The sequence below is a fragment of the Mucilaginibacter gossypiicola genome, from assembly GCF_900110105.1.
GTDB classification, from domain to species: Bacteria; Bacteroidota; Bacteroidia; order Sphingobacteriales; family Sphingobacteriaceae; genus Mucilaginibacter; species Mucilaginibacter gossypiicola.
On sequence record NZ_FOCL01000002.1, the window covers coordinates 717,024 to 732,602 of the forward strand.

A 15,579-nucleotide genomic window follows, 5' to 3' on the forward strand; every position below is an offset into this window, starting at 1 on the left:
GGCTATTAGATATTTTTGCGCTTTATTTTAAAAATTAAAGTGGGAAAAGATAAGTTAAGACGCTTTGCCGAGGTTGAAACCTTTAGTAACGTACTGCAATTAGATGCAGGCAAACCTTTTAAAGGCCAGTGGAGCCCTGAGTTTTTCAAAAATGATAATCCTGTAGTGCTTGAGCTGGCCTGCGGTAAAGGTGAATATACCGTGAACCTTGCGCGCATGTTCCCCAATAAAAACTTTATAGGTATCGACTATAAGGGCAACCGCATCTGGCGCGGTGCCAAAACCGCTATTGAAGATGGAGTGCCTAACGTAGCTTTCTTACGCATCCAGATTGAAAACCTGCTCGATTATTTTGCCCCCGGCGAGGTTGACGAAATCTGGATCACTTTTCCTGATCCGCAGCCTCAGTTAAGCCGCGAAAAAAAGCGATTGACATCACCCCGCTTTTTAGATAAATACATTATTACTTTAAAACCGGGCGGCTGTGTTAATCTCAAAACAGATAACGACGGTTTACACGCCTATACCGCCGAAAAAATTGATGAATTAAAGTTAAACCTTCACGCCAAAACCGAAGACCTTTATAATTCGGAACACGCAGATGAAGTACTTTCTATCAAAACTTACTACGAGAAAAAATATTTAAAGGATAACAAAAACATTAACTACCTTAAGTTTTCATTTCCGGAAAACGCCTAATGGAGGACATTAATTTTTTTGAAAAAGTATACCAGGTAGCCCGCCTCATTCCACCGGGACGGGTAACCTCTTATGGGGCTATTGCAGCTTATCTTGGCACAAAAGGCTCATCGCGCATGGTAGGCTGGGCCATGCAGGCAGCCGGAAATGTAAAGCCTCCTGTGCCGGCACACAGGGTAGTAAACCGACAGGGCTTGCTAACGGCAAAAGCCCATTTTGGCGGTAACCGCATGGCCGAGATGCTTGAAAGTGAAGGTGTAAAAGTAATTGACGATCAGATCCAGGATTTCAAATCTCATTTTTGGGACCCGATGACTGAGCTGGCGCTGTGATCAATCGACTACTTTGTCGCACTTAATTATGTTCCCACCATCCTGAATGGAAACTGAAGTTATTTTCCCATTCTGATCTCTCGTAAAAAACACTTTCGCGTCTAAATCTAATAGATAAAATTTATCTTCAGATTCAGGGACGAGATACAGATCCGGGATCCCAGACATTCTTAATATTAATTGGCTATCTTTCAAAGTAACCGTCACCATTGCCCCATCCGCTCTTTTAAAAGTCCCTATGCGGGAACTTAAGACTTCGTTAGGCAAACGAACACTTTTGGGCTGTTCACTAATTGGAGCGCTTTTATATGCTTTGTAAATTATTTGTGCCCCCTCCGGAAAAGCGGCTCTCACAATATTATTACACATAATAAGTCCATTATCTGCGTTGGTCATCACCACTACTCCCCGTTTTGATTTGGGCAATAACACCATAATTGAAGCAACTCCGGGATCATTGCCGGCATGCTGCAACGCGTACTCATTGTCAGGCAATCCATTAATGACACGCCAGCCCAAACCCTGGTTGATATTGGGGTTAATATATGCCTGTTTGCTAATCATCTCTTTATACAATTTGTTGGAGAGATGCCCACCGTTCAATACCTCGAAAGCAAATTTCGACATGTCATTTACGGCAGTTGTTAAACCCGCGGCCGCGCTGCTTTGAACAGAATAATCATTCTTTACAATTTCTTTACCCTCGGCATCGTACATACCACTATACAGCGCAAAATCTTTTTTCCCATCCCATTCATGGCTGGTGTTGTTCATGTGCAATGGCTTAAACAATAATGAATCGGAGAGTTTAGCCAATGATGTATGGAATTTATGTTCGATTGCCAATCTCAGATATTCGAAACCCTCACCGGAATAATTAAATTTCGTTCCGGGTTCAAAATTGTAAGTTAATTTTCCAGAAGCATTCATCCATCTCCAGTTATCAAATCCCGACTGATGGCTTAGCACATGCCGGGTTGTTAATTTTTTAGAATATGCGTTCGAGGCAACTTCAGGATCAATATAATAATGGCAAAGGGGTTCGTCTAAATTCCATTTACCGTCCTGAACGAGCCTAAGCACTAAGGTGGTAAATACTACCTTAGTAACAGATGCCACCTCAAATAACATCTCTTGCGGAGCGGGTTGTCCATTGCGGGCATTCCCATATACACGTGCTTTTACTAATTTATTTTTATCAATTATAACAACCCCAACATCAGGAATATGGAGGTCCTTTTGCCATTGCTGTATTTTAGAATCAAGGCTGTTATAGTCAACGGAAGCCGTTTCCTCGTTTGGTGAACTATTTTTAATAGCCTGTTGAGCTTCAGATAAAGTACAGGAAAAACTCAACAGAAAAATTGCGATAACAATTACAGGTAAAGGTTTTTTAGAATATATCATTAATAATTGGTTTTTAATTAACCAGGCAACAGAGCATAAGCACCATGCCATTACAACACTTATTTGGTAGTCAGGCAATTATTTACGTCTCTCCATTTAAGATTGTTTGATATCAGACATTCATTGTTCGGTTCTGATACATTTAACGGTTGGGATCAGGCAATGCACATAGCCAAGTAATTCCCCCGGAGAAAGAAATTCGTTCCATGTTCAATAATTCTCTCATCGTCCGCAGACCACAGCCGGATACCGGCAGCAGTTTTTAGCTTACTTCGTAAACTGCAGCAATTCCATTCTGTTCCCAAACGGATCAATAAACGAAAAACGGGTACGCCCCGGAATAACAGGCTCCTCCCAAAACTCGACGCCTAAACTTTCTAAATGACGGCGGGCTTCGGCAATATCGGCAACTTCAAAAGCAGTATGCCGCGATGTGCGTGGCAACGCATCCTCCGTGCTTAAATGCAGTTGAATATCAGCCACCTGAAACCAGTAACCTTTTGAATTAAAGGCTGGCCGTTCTATTCGTTGCAAGCCAACAACGTCAGTATAAAAAATCCTTGCTTCCTCCAGTCGTTCCAGCGGAACACAAACCTGGATGTGGTCGGCGCGTTTAAAGTTGATCATAAGCCCCTCTAAATCTCCCCTGAAGGGGAGACTTTTAATAACACCTTTAATTAAATTGTTAATTTTTATGAACCTTGGTTATTCATGCTCGGCAAAAGTAAGCACATAACCGTTATTATCTTTTACTGAAAATTCAGTAGCACCATAAAAGGTTACTTCAAGTCCCTTTAATACGGTTACCTTATTCTTTATCTCTTCAAAAAAGGCCCGGATGTTTTTAAGGTTGATGTACAACAGCAATGAACCGCCATCGGTACGATGTATCTCGGGCAAATCATCAGCTAAGCTGCTAAAGGTCTGAAACATCATGGTAACACTGCCATTGGTCATCATGGCCCAAACCAAATCGCGCCCGGTTTCGGGTACGCTCATAGTTACTTTAAAACCCAACAGTTCATAAAAGCCGATGGTTTCATTAATATCATTTACAAAAATATTGGGCGATAAACTTTCCATAATCAGCGCGTAAAAAATTTGGTTAACGGCTATAAAAATAACGATCCATTCTTTTAAATGCTAAATATTTTAGCTTAATTAGCTTAAATTTTTATTAACAAACTCAACATCCCGTGGGAAAACTTGTAGAAGAATTTGATGCTTATCGCTCTAAAATGAACGACAGGATCATGGAAACCGCCAATACCAACATCAAACGCTTTTTTGCGCTCGATACAACCAGCTATGCCGAAGGTGCACTTGATGTGAAAACCAAAGAAATGCTTGGCCTGGTAGCCAGCATGGTTTTACGCTGCGACGACTGCATCAAATACCACTTGGGCAAATGCCACGAAGCCGGCGTTAACCATGATGAAATGAACGAGATCTTTATGATAGCCAATTTGGTAGGCGGTTCGATTGTTATTCCGCATTACAGACGCGCCGTTGAATACTGGGACGAACTAAATGATGTGAAATAAGTACACAACAACGTCGTTATAAGGAGTGAAGCAAATTCCTGTTTAGCATTATAGGATTCGCTCCTTGTAATACCGTTGTTTAATCCTTTACTTAACCTTTTCACGCCATGTACAGACCTGAATTCCGCAGAAAGCATTTTGATGTAGACATGTTTCCGATGTTCAATTTATTATTGATCGTGTTATCATTTCTCATGCTGAATGGTCGTCCCGCAATACGTTATCCTATTTTGATCAATTTGCCAGCAGGGTCTTCTTTTAATACCGCCGATCCTGATAGCTACTTCACCCTCACCACCATACTTATCGGGCAAAAAAAGTTGATGCTAAAGCTTGATGCTCCCGATATACGCGAAGCAGCACTCAAACAAATAGGAGATAAATACAACGTTGGTTTTACACCAGATGAGATCAATAAATTTGGCAAAACGGATGTGATTGGAACACCACTGGCTCAAATCAAAAAATATATTTCGGGTTATTACAACGCTACAGACTATTACAATCAACCGGGATTAAGACTCGATGAATTAGCCGAATGGATAAAAGAATCGCGCAAAGCTACATTCGAAAAACATAACAGTTCAACACGTATTTTTATTATGGCCGATGGAGAAACCCCATACCCCGTGATCAAAGATGTAATAGACATGTTAGCTCAACAAAAAATCACCAAATTTTCAATCATTTATTCCTACCTAAGACAAATATAATGCGCAATCAAACCAACAATCCAACCCGCTGTTCATGGGCCGGTACCGACGAACTATACATCAAATATCACGACGAAGAATGGGGCAAAGAGGTTCATGACGATCACACCTTCTTTGAATTCATGATCCTTGAATCGGCACAAGCCGGGCTTAGCTGGATCACTATCTTACGCCGCCGAGAAGGCTATCGTAAAGCATTCGCAAATTTTGACGTACAGAAAGTTGCTGCATTTAACGATGATGATGTTGAACGCCTGATGCAGGACGAAAGTATCATCCGCAATCGTCTTAAAATAAAAACGTCTATCAGTAATGCTCAGTTGTTTATCGGCATTCAAAAAGAGTTCGGATCGTTTGATAAATACCTGTACAGTTTTATGCCGGATGGTAAAGCGATCATGAACCATTCCAACTCAACGCCTGCCACAAGTCCGGAATCTGACGCTATTGCCAAAGACATGAAAAAACGTGGCTTTAAGTTTTTTGGCACCACCATTTGTTACGCTTTTATGCAGGCTACCGGTATGGTTAATGATCATATTCCTAACTGCAGCTTCAAATAAAACAAACACGAATTTTCACGAATGCGATCTAATTGCACAAATTGATAATGAAATTAAACCATGCAATTCATTAAAAATCGTGTTCTTTGCATAAACACCGGCATTAAAAAAATTCGAGCCAATTAGCTTAAATTCGTGCAATTAGTGTCAATGATATTATGAAAAAACTATTTCTTTTGGATGGCATGGCCCTTATTTACCGGGCGCATTTTGCTTTAAGTAAAACACCCCGCTTTACATCAAATGGGTTAAACACCTCGGCAATGATGGGTTTTACCAATACCCTGCTTGATGTTTTGAAAAAAGAGGCCCCCACCCACATGGCCGTGGTTTTTGATACCGAAGCACCAACCGAACGCCATACCGATTTTGAAGGCTACAAAGCGCACCGCGAAGCCATGCCCGAAGATTTGGCAAAGGCCTTGCCCTATGTTATAAAAATCATATTGGGGTTTAACATTCCAGTTATTACATCAGATGGTTACGAGGCCGACGATATCATCGGTACCCTCGCCAAAAAAGCCGAGCAAAAAGGTTACACCGTTTATTGTATGACACCCGATAAGGATTTTGGTCAGCTGGTATCAGATAATATTTTCATTTACAAACCAGCCCGCATGGGTAACGAAATGGAAATACAGGGTGTTAAAGAAATATTGGCCAAATGGGAAATTGAGCGTGTTGACCAGGTGATTGATATCCTCGGTTTATGGGGCGATGCTGTAGATGGCATCCCCGGCATTCCGGGCATTGGCGAAAAAACAGCCAAAACACTCATTAAGCAATATGGCTCAATGGAAAACATCTTTGAGCATAGCCACGAGCTTAAAGGTAAACAGCGCGAAAACGTTGAACAGTTTAAAGAGCAGGGCTTGATGTCCAAAAAACTGGCTACGATATTATTAAATGTCCCGGTTGAATTAGATGAGGAAGGTTTGGAAGTATGCGCCCCAAGCAAAGAATTACTGGAGCCGCTTTTTGCCGAATTAGAGTTCCGTACTTTAGGCAGGCGTGTGTTTGGCGACGACTTCAGCATTACCGAACTGAAGCCAGCCGGCACTCAGATCGATCTTTTTGGCAACCCGGTAGCAACTGCTCGTACCACAATGACAGTTGATGTGGAAGACATTCATGAAGAGCTTACCCTTGCTGCCAAAAACATCAACAATACACCGCATGAGTATCACCTGGCTGACACCGCTGAAAAACGAGCCGAACTCATCAAAATATTAGCCGGGCAACCAACATTTTGCTTCGATACAGAAACTACCGGCACCGATCCTAATTATTGCGAACTGGTTGGCCTTTCATTCTCAGTTAAACCGGGAGAGGGTTGGTATGTGCCGGTTCCTGCTGATCAGGTTGCTGCACAAAGCATAGTTACCGAGTTTAAGGAGATCCTCGAAAACGAGAACATCGGCAAAATAGGGCAGAACATTAAGTTTGATATCCTGATGCTGAAATGGTATAACATTGAAGTAAAGGGCACCCTGTTTGATACCATGCTGGCCCACTATATCATCGATCCGGATACCCGCCATAATATGGATATCCTGTCTGAAAATTACCTGGGCTACAAGCCTGTTTCTATCACCGAGCTTATTGGTGCCAAAGGCAAAAACCAGGGCAACATGCGCGATGTGGAGTTTGAAAAAATAAAAGAATATGCTGCTGAGGATGCCGATATCACCCTTCAACTTAAAAATGTTTTCGAACCCAAACTAAAAGAAGTTGAAGGCGAAAAACTCGTGAACGAGATAGAACATCCGCTCATCTACGTACTGGCTGACATGGAGTACGAGGGTGTAAAAATAGACCACGATACCCTGCGCGATTTCAGCAAAACACTGGAAACGGACATTGCCCAGTACGAGAAAACGGTTTATGAAAAAGCAGGCGTAAAATTCAACATAGCATCGCCAAAGCAATTAGGCGAAGTGTTGTTTGAGAAACTGATGCTCGACCCTAAAGCAAAAAAAACCAAAACAGGCCAGTATCAAACAGGAGAGGACGTGTTGCTTTCATTAGCCGCCAAAAGCGATATTGTACGCGATATCCTGGATTTCCGCCAGCTTCAAAAATTAAAGTCGACTTACGTAGATGCGCTGCCGCAGATGGTAAACCCTAAAACCGGGCGCGTACACACTTCATACAATCAGGCTGTTGCTGCAACAGGTCGGTTAAGCAGCGTTAACCCTAACCTGCAAAACATCCCAATCCGCACCGAGCGCGGTCGTGAGGTAAGGAAGGCTTTTATCCCAAGGGATAGCGGCCACACCATAGTATCTGCGGATTATTCGCAGATCGAACTTCGCATTATTGCCGAAATCAGCAAGGACCCTAACATGATGCAGGCTTTTATCAATAACCATGACATCCATACGGCAACAGCCGCCAACGTTTACGGCATCGGGTTAGATGAAGTAACCAGCGATCAGCGCCGCAATGCAAAAGCAGTTAACTTCGGTATTATTTACGGTCAATCGGCCTTTGGTTTATCGCAAAGCCTGGGCATTCCACGTAAGGAAGCCGCCGAAATTATTGAGCAATACTTTATCCAGTTTGCCGGTATTAAGCAATACATGAGCGACACTATGAACTTCGCCCGCGAAAACGGTTATGTATGCACACTGATGGGCCGTCGCCGCTACTTGCGCGATATCAATTCGGCCAACGCAACTGTTCGTGGTTTTGCTGAGCGAAATGCCATCAATGCGCCTATACAGGGTTCGGCAGCCGATATGATCAAAATAGCCATGATCAACATCCACCGCGAACTGAAAGCCCAAAAGTTGGATACCCGCATGACCATGCAGGTACATGACGAGTTGGTGTTTGACGTACCGCATCATGAAGTGGAAATTGTAAAACCCATCATTATGCACAACATGAAAACCGCCATCAAAACCGAGGTACCTATCATGGTGGAGATCGGCACAGGTTTAAACTGGTTGGAGGCGCATTAAGCCCCTTGCCCCCTGAAGGGGGAGTTTCATAAAGATATCCTTGCGCTCGTTTGTAACGAGCGCTTAATATGGGTTTGCGTTTTAAACGCAACTGGCGATACAATCGCCCAACCACGTTAAGCACTCGTTACAAACGAGCGCAAGTTAAATCTTTATTTCCATCGTCATTGCGAGGCACGAAGCAATCCCAAACTGTACAGAGAAACTTGCATAGCTGCTCTGTAAACAGGGGATTATTAATAATTATAATTTGATTTTATAGGCATTAATGAGCTCCCTTGGGTCGGTTGTCGTCGTGCCTCGCAATGAAGCGGGGAGATAATGGGATTCTCAATCCCCCCTTTTCCCTATCATTTTTACAACTATAACATCTTAACGATAATAAAATTTCAGTGCTTTTTATCTAATTTTTCCAAAACTATATTAATTCTCATAGGTTTCTCTTTTGGTAATCTTTGCTTAAATTGAGCCAATAAAACCTGAATGAAAATATACCATTTGAGTGCCGAGTGCTATCCCGTTGCTAAAGTTGGCGGGCTTGCCGATGTTGTTGGCGCATTGCCTAAGTACCAGAATCTTGCAGGTTTGCAGGCTGCAGTTGTTATGCCTTTTTACGACCGTAAGTTTACCCAGGAAAACGACTTTGAAATTGTTTTTGCTGCGGCAACCCTGCTTGGTAACCGCCGCCTTTTCTTCGAGATATTAAAAGAGAAAACAAATAAACTTGGTTTTGAGCTTTATTTAGTAAAAATCCCGGGCTTGCTCGACAGGGAAAATATCTACAGCTACCCGGATGAACGCGATCAGTTCATGGCCTTTCAACTGGCATTTTTAGATTGGATCAGCTATTCGCAGCAAACACCCGATCTGATCCATTGCCACGATCACCATGCCGGTTTAGTCCCGTTTTTGCTTTATCATTCAAAACTATATACAAGGCTGGCTAATACACCAACCATATTTACCATACACAATGGTCAGTACCACGGTGCTTTCGGCTGGGACAGGCTGTCCTTATTACCGGAGATCGATCTGACCAAAACAGGCCTGCTCGACTGGGCAGGAGGCATCAATCCACTGGCAGCTGCAGTTAAATGCAGCTGGCGTTATACAACGGTGTCGCCAACTTATCTGGAGGAGCTTACCTACAACTCGAACGGATTAGAATACCTGTTTTATATTGAACGGGCAAAGGGCTACGGTATCATGAACGGTATCGACACCGAGGTTTGGAATCCGCAAACCGACCCCATGATCCCGAACAAGTTTTCGGTTAAAACATTGGCAAAAGGCAAAAAAGCTAATAAAGAGGCTATCTGCAAACGCTTTGAGCTTGACCCCGAAAAACCGTTGTTCACCTTTATCGGTCGCCTTGTCGTTGAAAAAGGTGCCGACCTGTTGCCTGCCGCCATCGAGCGCAGTCTGCTCGAAAACGAAGGTGAAGTAAACTTTGTAATATTGGGTGCAGGCGATAAAGAAAACGAACTGGCCCTGCTTCAGCTTAAAAATAAATATCCCGAACACTGCAATGTATTTATAGGCTATGATGAGTCATTGGCGCACCTGATCTATGCCGGGGCCGATTTCCTCTTGATGCCATCACGCGTAGAACCCTGCGGCCTTAACCAGCTGTATGCACTGCGGTACGGCACCATGCCAATTGTGCGCACTACCGGAGGATTGAAAGACTCCGTTATTGACTTTGGCGATGAGGGGGGCTATGGTATCCGCTTTATACAAGCCAGCGTACAGGATATCTGCCACTCGGTTTTCAGGGCAAAACAACTTTACCAGGATACTGCTAAAATGCAGCAGCTCCGCAAGCAAATGATGGCACTTGATTTTTCATGGGCACGCTCAACACAACAATACACTGAACTATACGAAAGCTTAAAACTAACTTTATGACATCCAAAGTAATCTCCATTGTGCTCGGTGGCGGCCAGGGCAGCCGTTTATCACCGCTTACCGCAACGCGGTCAAAGCCGGCAGTTCCAATTGCGGGTAAATATCGTTTGGTAGATATTCCCATTTCAAACTGTCTGCACTCGGGCATTACGCGTATTTATGTGTTAACGCAGTTTAACTCGGCCTCGTTGAACAAGCACATCAAAAACACATACCACTTCAGCAGTTTTAGTGATGCTTTTGTTGATATCCTTGCAGCAGAGCAAACACCATCAAGCGTAGCCTGGTTCCAGGGTACGGCCGATGCTGTTAGGCAAAGTTTACACCACCTGGCAGTGCATGAATTTGAGTATGTACTGATCCTTTCGGGCGATCAGTTGTACCAGATGGATTTTGAAGATATGATTAACCACCATATCGAAACCAATGCCGAAATTTCAATTGCCACCATCCCGGTTGATGCAGCTGATGTTCCTGGCTTTGGGATCCTGAAAACGGACGAAAACAACATGATCACCTCGTTTATCGAAAAGCCAAAAAGCAATTTCGAAAGCTGGGCATCAGAAGTTAGTCCGGAGATGCAGGCAGAAGGCCGTGTATACCTGGCGTCGATGGGTATTTACATCTTTAACCGCAAGCTGCTGTATGAGTTGCTTGAAGGTAATGAGCGTACCGACTTTGGTAAAGAGATCATCCCACAATCAATTGAAGGCCACCGTGTGGCCAGTTATCAATACGAAGGCTACTGGACAGATATCGGTACAATTCCATCATTCTTTGAGGCTAACCTGGGGCTAACCGACAATATCCCTAAGTTTAACCTGTTTGATAAAAACCCGATCTACACCCGCGCACGTATGTTGCCGCCGTCAAAAATATCAGGCACACTGATGGAGAAATCCATAGTTGCGGATGGTTGTATCATCAATGCTAAACAGATCATACATTCCATAATCGGCATTCGTACCCGTATCGGTGTAAATACCATTATCGAAAACTGTTACGTGATGGGCAGCGACAATTATCAAACCCTCGAGGAGATAGCTGAATGTAAGGAAAGCGGTTCGCCAATTATGGGCATTGGTGATAATTGCCATATCCAAAACGCCATCATTGATAAAAATACGTACATCGGTAACAATGTAATCATTAATTGTGGCGAGAAACTTGAAGACGGCGACTACGGCACCCATACCGTGCAGGACGGCATTGTTGTAGTTAAGAAACGGGCTATAATACCAAGCGGCACAGTTATTTAATTAAAAAATAAAAAAAACAAACCATAGTTAATTTGTTATAGATAGTACTAACCATCTAAAACATAATCAACTATGAAAAAGGCACTATGTTTGATCGCTTTAGCAGCGATCTCTTTCGGCAGCGTTTTCGCTCACGGTACAGTAGTTCGCCCGTCAAAAGGCATTATGCAAACTGATACTACCAAGAAGAAAAACAAGCCTAAAAAAATGAAAAAAGATACCACCATGAAAAAAGACACCATGAAAATGAAGAGGAAATAAGTCTTTAAGTCTGAAGCCGGAAGTTTTAATTTCGGTGGTATCAAAACGCGAACAGCCCCGGCATTTTGCTGGGGCTGTTCGCGTTTGAAAAAATCATGTCATTGCGAGCGTAGCGCGGCAATCGCATGCTATACAGGGTGGCCATGCTTCCGTGCGATTGCCTCGTACAGCAATGACGTTATAGCGAAAACTACAACTCAATAGTCTCACCAATAGCAGGCAACTTCAAATTCAAACCCGCTTTGATAAACTTCTCAACTACCTCGTCTTTATCAATTTTAATAACCGGGAACGAATCATAATGAACACCGATAATATTTTTGCAGTTTATAAATGCCGCTGCTTTAATAGCATCATCAGCACCCATAGTATAATTATCGCCGATAGGCAGGAATGCCCAGTCGAGGTTGTCATCTTCCAGCAACTTCATATCATAAGTAAGTGCAGTATCGCCGGCAAAGTAAACCGCTTTTCCTTCAGCGTAAATAACGAAGCCTGCAGGATTACCACCAGGCGAACCATCAGGCAAAGTGCTTGAATGTACAGCATTCACCATTTTAACCCGGCCAAAATCGAAGTTAAAGCCGCCGCCAATATTCATTCCGTGTACATTTTCAATACCTTTGGTACCAAGCCATCCGGCAATTTCAGCAATGCAAATTACTTTCGCACCACTGCTCTTAGCAATTTCCAGCAGATCGGCCACATGGTCGCCATGGCCATGCGATACCAGGATATAATCGGGTTTTAAGCTGTGAATGTCAATATCCTTTGCCAACGGGTTAGGGCTTATAAACGGATCGAAAAGTAATTTCTTTCCGCCAGTTACAATCTCAAGTGCCGATTGGCCATAATAAGTAGTTTTCATAGAATGTTATTTTATGATCTGATCAAAAGTAAAACACTTATACCAGCGATTTGATTTAGTGGCAGAAAAGTTACAAATAGATGTTTGAACAGGCAGTTCTATAATCGTCAAAGGGTAAAAATTCGTTCACAAAAAAAGCGTCATTGCGAGGCACGAAGCAATCCCAAACTATACAGAGCGGCTCTGCTTATCGGGGATTGCTTCGTGCCTCGCAATGACGCTTTAATATCTTTAAAAAAAGGAGCGTTAGAATTGGTTATTTACCAAACATATTACCCAGGCCGCCCAAGCCGCCAAACATACTTTGGGTCATGGCTGCCATTTCGCTCTGGTTAATGTTTTCGGCTTGCTCAATCGCTTTATTGATAGCCACAACAAGCAGTTCTTCCAGTTCTTCTTTATCAGCACCTGCTAAAAAATCGGGATCGATCTGTACCGACTGGATCACTTTGCTGGCGTTGGCATTCACAACTATTTTGCCACCCTCGGCCGAACCTGATACACTGATGGCATCAAGGCGTTTTTTCATTTCACCAGCCTTTTGCTGGGCTTCCATTAATTTATCAAACATAGTTTTAGTTTTTAGTGAGTGGTTGATTGGATGAGTGGTTTGGAAGGCGAGCAGAAAAGGTGATCAATCATTATCCGATTAAAACCACTCACCTAATCAACCCAATAAACCATTCTCCAACCCCATTAATCATCACTGGTATCACCATTTCCGTTATATGCACTTTTACGCACAACAGGCATGCCAACTGTGTTAAACAGGTCATCGAGTTTGAGCAGACTGCCATTGGCCAGATTGGTGAGCAATACCACGGTAATATCGTTCTTCATATCGCGCAGGTAAATGTGCCTGAAACCATGCCACCAGCCGGTGTGATAGATCACTTCTTGCCCGGGCGCGGTAAATGTGCGCCAGCCATAGCCATAACTAAAGTGCCCGTGAACCATCGGGTTGCGCGGCACATAGGCCGAATCAAGTGTGGCCGGTTTTAACAACAATCCTGCACGTAAGGCACGGTCAAACAAAAACAGGTCGCCAACGGTGCTGTAGATGCCTTTATCGCCCACCGGGCCGTCCAAAAAGTTCTGTACTACCGAGTAGCGCCACTGGCCGCGATCATGCCCAACAACATCAACAGGTATTTTATCATATACCGCTTTTGAATAAACATGGGTATGCGCCATACTGGCCGGCTTAAACACATTTTCCTGCATAAACTGGGCATAGCTCATTCCGCTCACTTTTTCAATGATGGAACCAAGCACCATAAAGTTGGAGTTGTTATACAGGAAGCGTTTATTCGGCTCATTGAAACGTGTCGGCTTATTATCGGCAATCATTTTCATGGCCTCGGCATTGGTAAGGCCTTTGCGCTGGTTCAAATGATTTTTGCGATAGATATCGTCGACAAAATACACATAGTTCATCATGCCCGAACGGTGGGTGAGCAACAGGCGAATGGTTACGCCATCGTACGGAAAATCGGGGAAAAACTTTTTAACATCATCATCAAGCTTCAGTTTACCGCGTTCCATAAGCTGCAAAATAGCGGTTGATGTCATGGTTTTGGTAACCGACGCCAACTCAAACTGCGAGCCTATTTTCAGGCTGTCGCGGTGCAGGTAGTCGGCCCAGCCAATGGCTTTTTCGTAAACTATTTTACCTTTTTTTGCCACCAGCACATTGCCGTTAAAGCCCCGCGTGCGATGCAGCTCCTGCATTACGGCATCTATCTTTTTATCGGCGTTTTTAGGATTATAGGCAAGCAGCGCCGCGGTATCAAGCGGCTTGGCAGCAATCTGCGATTGCGCTTGATCTTTGTTTTTATTTTTTGATGAACAGGCTAACAGTAACAGGGGGGCAGCAAACACTACCAGGCTTTTGTACACTAATCTCATAAAGCAATTTATCTCACACTAAACGAATGCGAAAATTAGAAATTATACAGCAGGTATTAATTAAAGTTTTAAAATTTTCTGTTAGTTAGCACAATTAGTATGTTTAAGCATGATTTTGTTTAAAAAAGGCTTGTTCATTATGGCTTTAGTGCTCGTTGCAGGATTGGCACAGGCTCAAACTGTTGATGTTAGCAGCACGATAAAGGAAGGTATCAGGCTTAACAGTGAAAAAAATTACGCCGCGGCTATTGAAAAATATAAAGAGGCGCTGGCTGCCGAGCCCGATAACGCACAGGCCAACTACCAGCTGGCTTTCAGCCTCAATGCTTCGGGCAAGGGAACTGAAGCGATACCCTATCTTAACAAAGTAATTAAAACAGGAAGCGACCTTACCGGGCCGGCTTATGAACTCATGGGCAGTATTTATGATACCGCACATCAGCCGCAACAAGCTATTGATGCTTATAAAGAAGGCATAAAATTAAAGCCCGATTATCAGCCATTGTATTTTAATCTGGGGATAGCTTATTTCCGGGCGCAAAAATATGCCGAGGCTGAGCTGGCCGCCATTGAAGCTATTAACCTCGACCCCAAACATGCCAACAGCCAGCGCTTATACGGATTGGTAACTTTCCATCAAAACAAGAGGGTACCGGCATTGATGGGCCTGTGCAGCTTCCTGCTGCTCGACCCGGAAGGCCCCCGTGCTGATGAAGCTTACACCAACCTGCAAAGCTTACTGAAAGGCGGCGATCTGAAAGCAGCAAAAGCAGATCCCGAAACCCTGATGCTTAATAAAACTTTAGGAACCTCGGTTGCGGCATCAGGCAGCCAGCTGGATTCCCAGTTAAAAAATATTTTTACTGCTGTTGGTAAACTTGGCGAAAAAACCGGCAAGCAATCTTTCTTTTGGAATTATTACGCGGCTTTTTTTTACAAGCTGTCACAATCCCCACATTTTCCAACAGCGGTTAAATTGATTGGTTTAAGTGCGGATAAAACCGGAGGTGCTGCCTGGCTACAAAGCAATGCAGATAAGCGCAAAGCACTGGATGAGTGGATAGCATCTGCCGAAAGAAAATTTTAATGCAAATTAATCGCCGATAAATCATTGCTATGCCATATAGAAAATGATGATTGCATAATTTACA

The 15,579-nt window shown here is 43.3% G+C and carries 16 protein-coding genes; 10 read left to right on the forward strand and 6 right to left on the reverse strand.

Annotated features, from left to right (window positions below):
- The first annotated feature begins 39 nt into the window (after window positions 1–39).
- Both trmB and BMX50_RS08400 read left to right on the forward strand, forming a co-directional pair.
- A complete protein-coding gene (trmB, locus tag BMX50_RS08395) occupies window positions 40–699 on the forward strand; it encodes a tRNA (guanosine(46)-N7)-methyltransferase TrmB (RefSeq protein WP_091210357.1) in 660 nt (219 codons plus the stop codon).
- Window positions 699–1,031 (forward strand): MGMT family protein, encoded by a 333-nt coding sequence (locus BMX50_RS08400; RefSeq protein WP_091210043.1) that lies wholly within the window; start codon window positions 699–701, stop codon window positions 1,029–1,031. The genes trmB and BMX50_RS08400 overlap by 1 nt, the downstream gene beginning before the upstream one ends.
- Here BMX50_RS08400 and BMX50_RS08405 read toward each other — a convergent pair whose 3' ends face one another.
- The 3 genes from BMX50_RS08405 to BMX50_RS08415 form a co-directional block, all read right to left on the reverse strand.
- Window positions 1,032–2,438, reverse strand: coding sequence for a serine hydrolase (locus tag BMX50_RS08405; RefSeq protein WP_167667844.1), 1,407 nt, complete (start codon window positions 2,436–2,438; stop codon window positions 1,032–1,034).
- Between the two features lie 267 nt (window positions 2,439–2,705).
- Window positions 2,706–3,065: a VOC family protein gene (locus BMX50_RS08410; protein ID WP_091210045.1), complete on the reverse strand. Its 360-nt coding sequence runs from the start codon at window positions 3,063–3,065 to the stop codon at window positions 2,706–2,708.
- Window positions 3,066–3,143: 78 nt separating this feature from the next.
- Entirely contained in the window at window positions 3,144–3,521 is a 378-nt protein-coding gene (locus tag BMX50_RS08415; protein WP_091210046.1) for a VOC family protein, read from the reverse strand.
- Window positions 3,522–3,634: 113 nt separating this feature from the next.
- Here BMX50_RS08415 and BMX50_RS08420 point away from each other — a divergent pair, with 113 nt between their 5' ends.
- From BMX50_RS08420 to BMX50_RS08450, 7 genes are all read left to right on the forward strand, one after another.
- Window positions 3,635–3,982 (forward strand): carboxymuconolactone decarboxylase family protein, encoded by a 348-nt coding sequence (locus BMX50_RS08420; protein WP_091210047.1) that lies wholly within the window; start codon window positions 3,635–3,637, stop codon window positions 3,980–3,982.
- Window positions 3,983–4,089: 107 nt separating this feature from the next.
- The gene (locus BMX50_RS08425; RefSeq protein WP_091210048.1) at window positions 4,090–4,695 is read left to right on the forward strand and encodes an ExbD/TolR family protein; all 606 of its coding nucleotides are present in this window, start codon (window positions 4,090–4,092) and stop codon (window positions 4,693–4,695) included.
- Entirely contained in the window at window positions 4,695–5,258 is a 564-nt protein-coding gene (locus BMX50_RS08430; protein ID WP_091210049.1) for a DNA-3-methyladenine glycosylase I, read from the forward strand. The genes BMX50_RS08425 and BMX50_RS08430 overlap by 1 nt, the downstream gene beginning before the upstream one ends.
- A gap of 158 nt (window positions 5,259–5,416) precedes the next feature.
- A complete protein-coding gene (gene polA, locus BMX50_RS08435) occupies window positions 5,417–8,224 on the forward strand; it encodes a DNA polymerase I (protein ID WP_091210050.1) in 2,808 nt (935 codons plus the stop codon).
- A 483-nt stretch (window positions 8,225–8,707) separates the two neighbouring features.
- Complete coding sequence (locus BMX50_RS08440) at window positions 8,708–10,132, forward strand: glycogen synthase (protein WP_091210051.1); 1,425 nt, start codon at window positions 8,708–8,710, stop codon at window positions 10,130–10,132.
- On the forward strand, window positions 10,129–11,391 hold the full coding sequence (locus BMX50_RS08445; RefSeq protein WP_091210052.1) for a glucose-1-phosphate adenylyltransferase: 1,263 nt from the start codon (window positions 10,129–10,131) through the stop codon (window positions 11,389–11,391). The genes BMX50_RS08440 and BMX50_RS08445 overlap by 4 nt, the downstream gene beginning before the upstream one ends.
- Before the next feature lie 72 nt (window positions 11,392–11,463).
- Window positions 11,464–11,652: a hypothetical protein gene (locus tag BMX50_RS08450; protein WP_091210053.1), complete on the forward strand. Its 189-nt coding sequence runs from the start codon at window positions 11,464–11,466 to the stop codon at window positions 11,650–11,652.
- Between the two features lie 190 nt (window positions 11,653–11,842).
- Here the strand turns inward: BMX50_RS08450 and BMX50_RS08455 are convergent, their stop codons facing one another.
- The 3 genes from BMX50_RS08455 to BMX50_RS08465 all read right to left on the reverse strand — a co-directional run bounded on the left by BMX50_RS08455 (window position 11,843) and on the right by BMX50_RS08465 (window position 14,428).
- Window positions 11,843–12,520: a metal-dependent hydrolase gene (locus BMX50_RS08455; protein ID WP_091210054.1), complete on the reverse strand. Its 678-nt coding sequence runs from the start codon at window positions 12,518–12,520 to the stop codon at window positions 11,843–11,845.
- A 256-nt stretch (window positions 12,521–12,776) separates the two neighbouring features.
- Window positions 12,777–13,091 carry a YbaB/EbfC family nucleoid-associated protein gene (locus BMX50_RS08460; RefSeq protein WP_091210055.1) on the reverse strand — a complete coding sequence of 105 codons (315 nt, stop codon included), beginning with the start codon at window positions 13,089–13,091 and terminating at the stop codon, window positions 12,777–12,779.
- Between the two features lie 125 nt (window positions 13,092–13,216).
- Window positions 13,217–14,428, reverse strand: coding sequence for a serine hydrolase domain-containing protein (locus tag BMX50_RS08465; protein ID WP_091210056.1), 1,212 nt, complete (start codon window positions 14,426–14,428; stop codon window positions 13,217–13,219).
- A 139-nt stretch (window positions 14,429–14,567) separates the two neighbouring features.
- On the opposite strand from BMX50_RS08465, the gene BMX50_RS08470 reads away from it, so the two are divergent.
- Window positions 14,568–15,515, forward strand: a complete 948-nt coding sequence (locus BMX50_RS08470; RefSeq protein ID WP_167667845.1) for a tetratricopeptide repeat protein — start codon at window positions 14,568–14,570, stop codon at window positions 15,513–15,515.
- The last annotated feature ends 64 nt before the right edge of the window (window positions 15,516–15,579 follow it).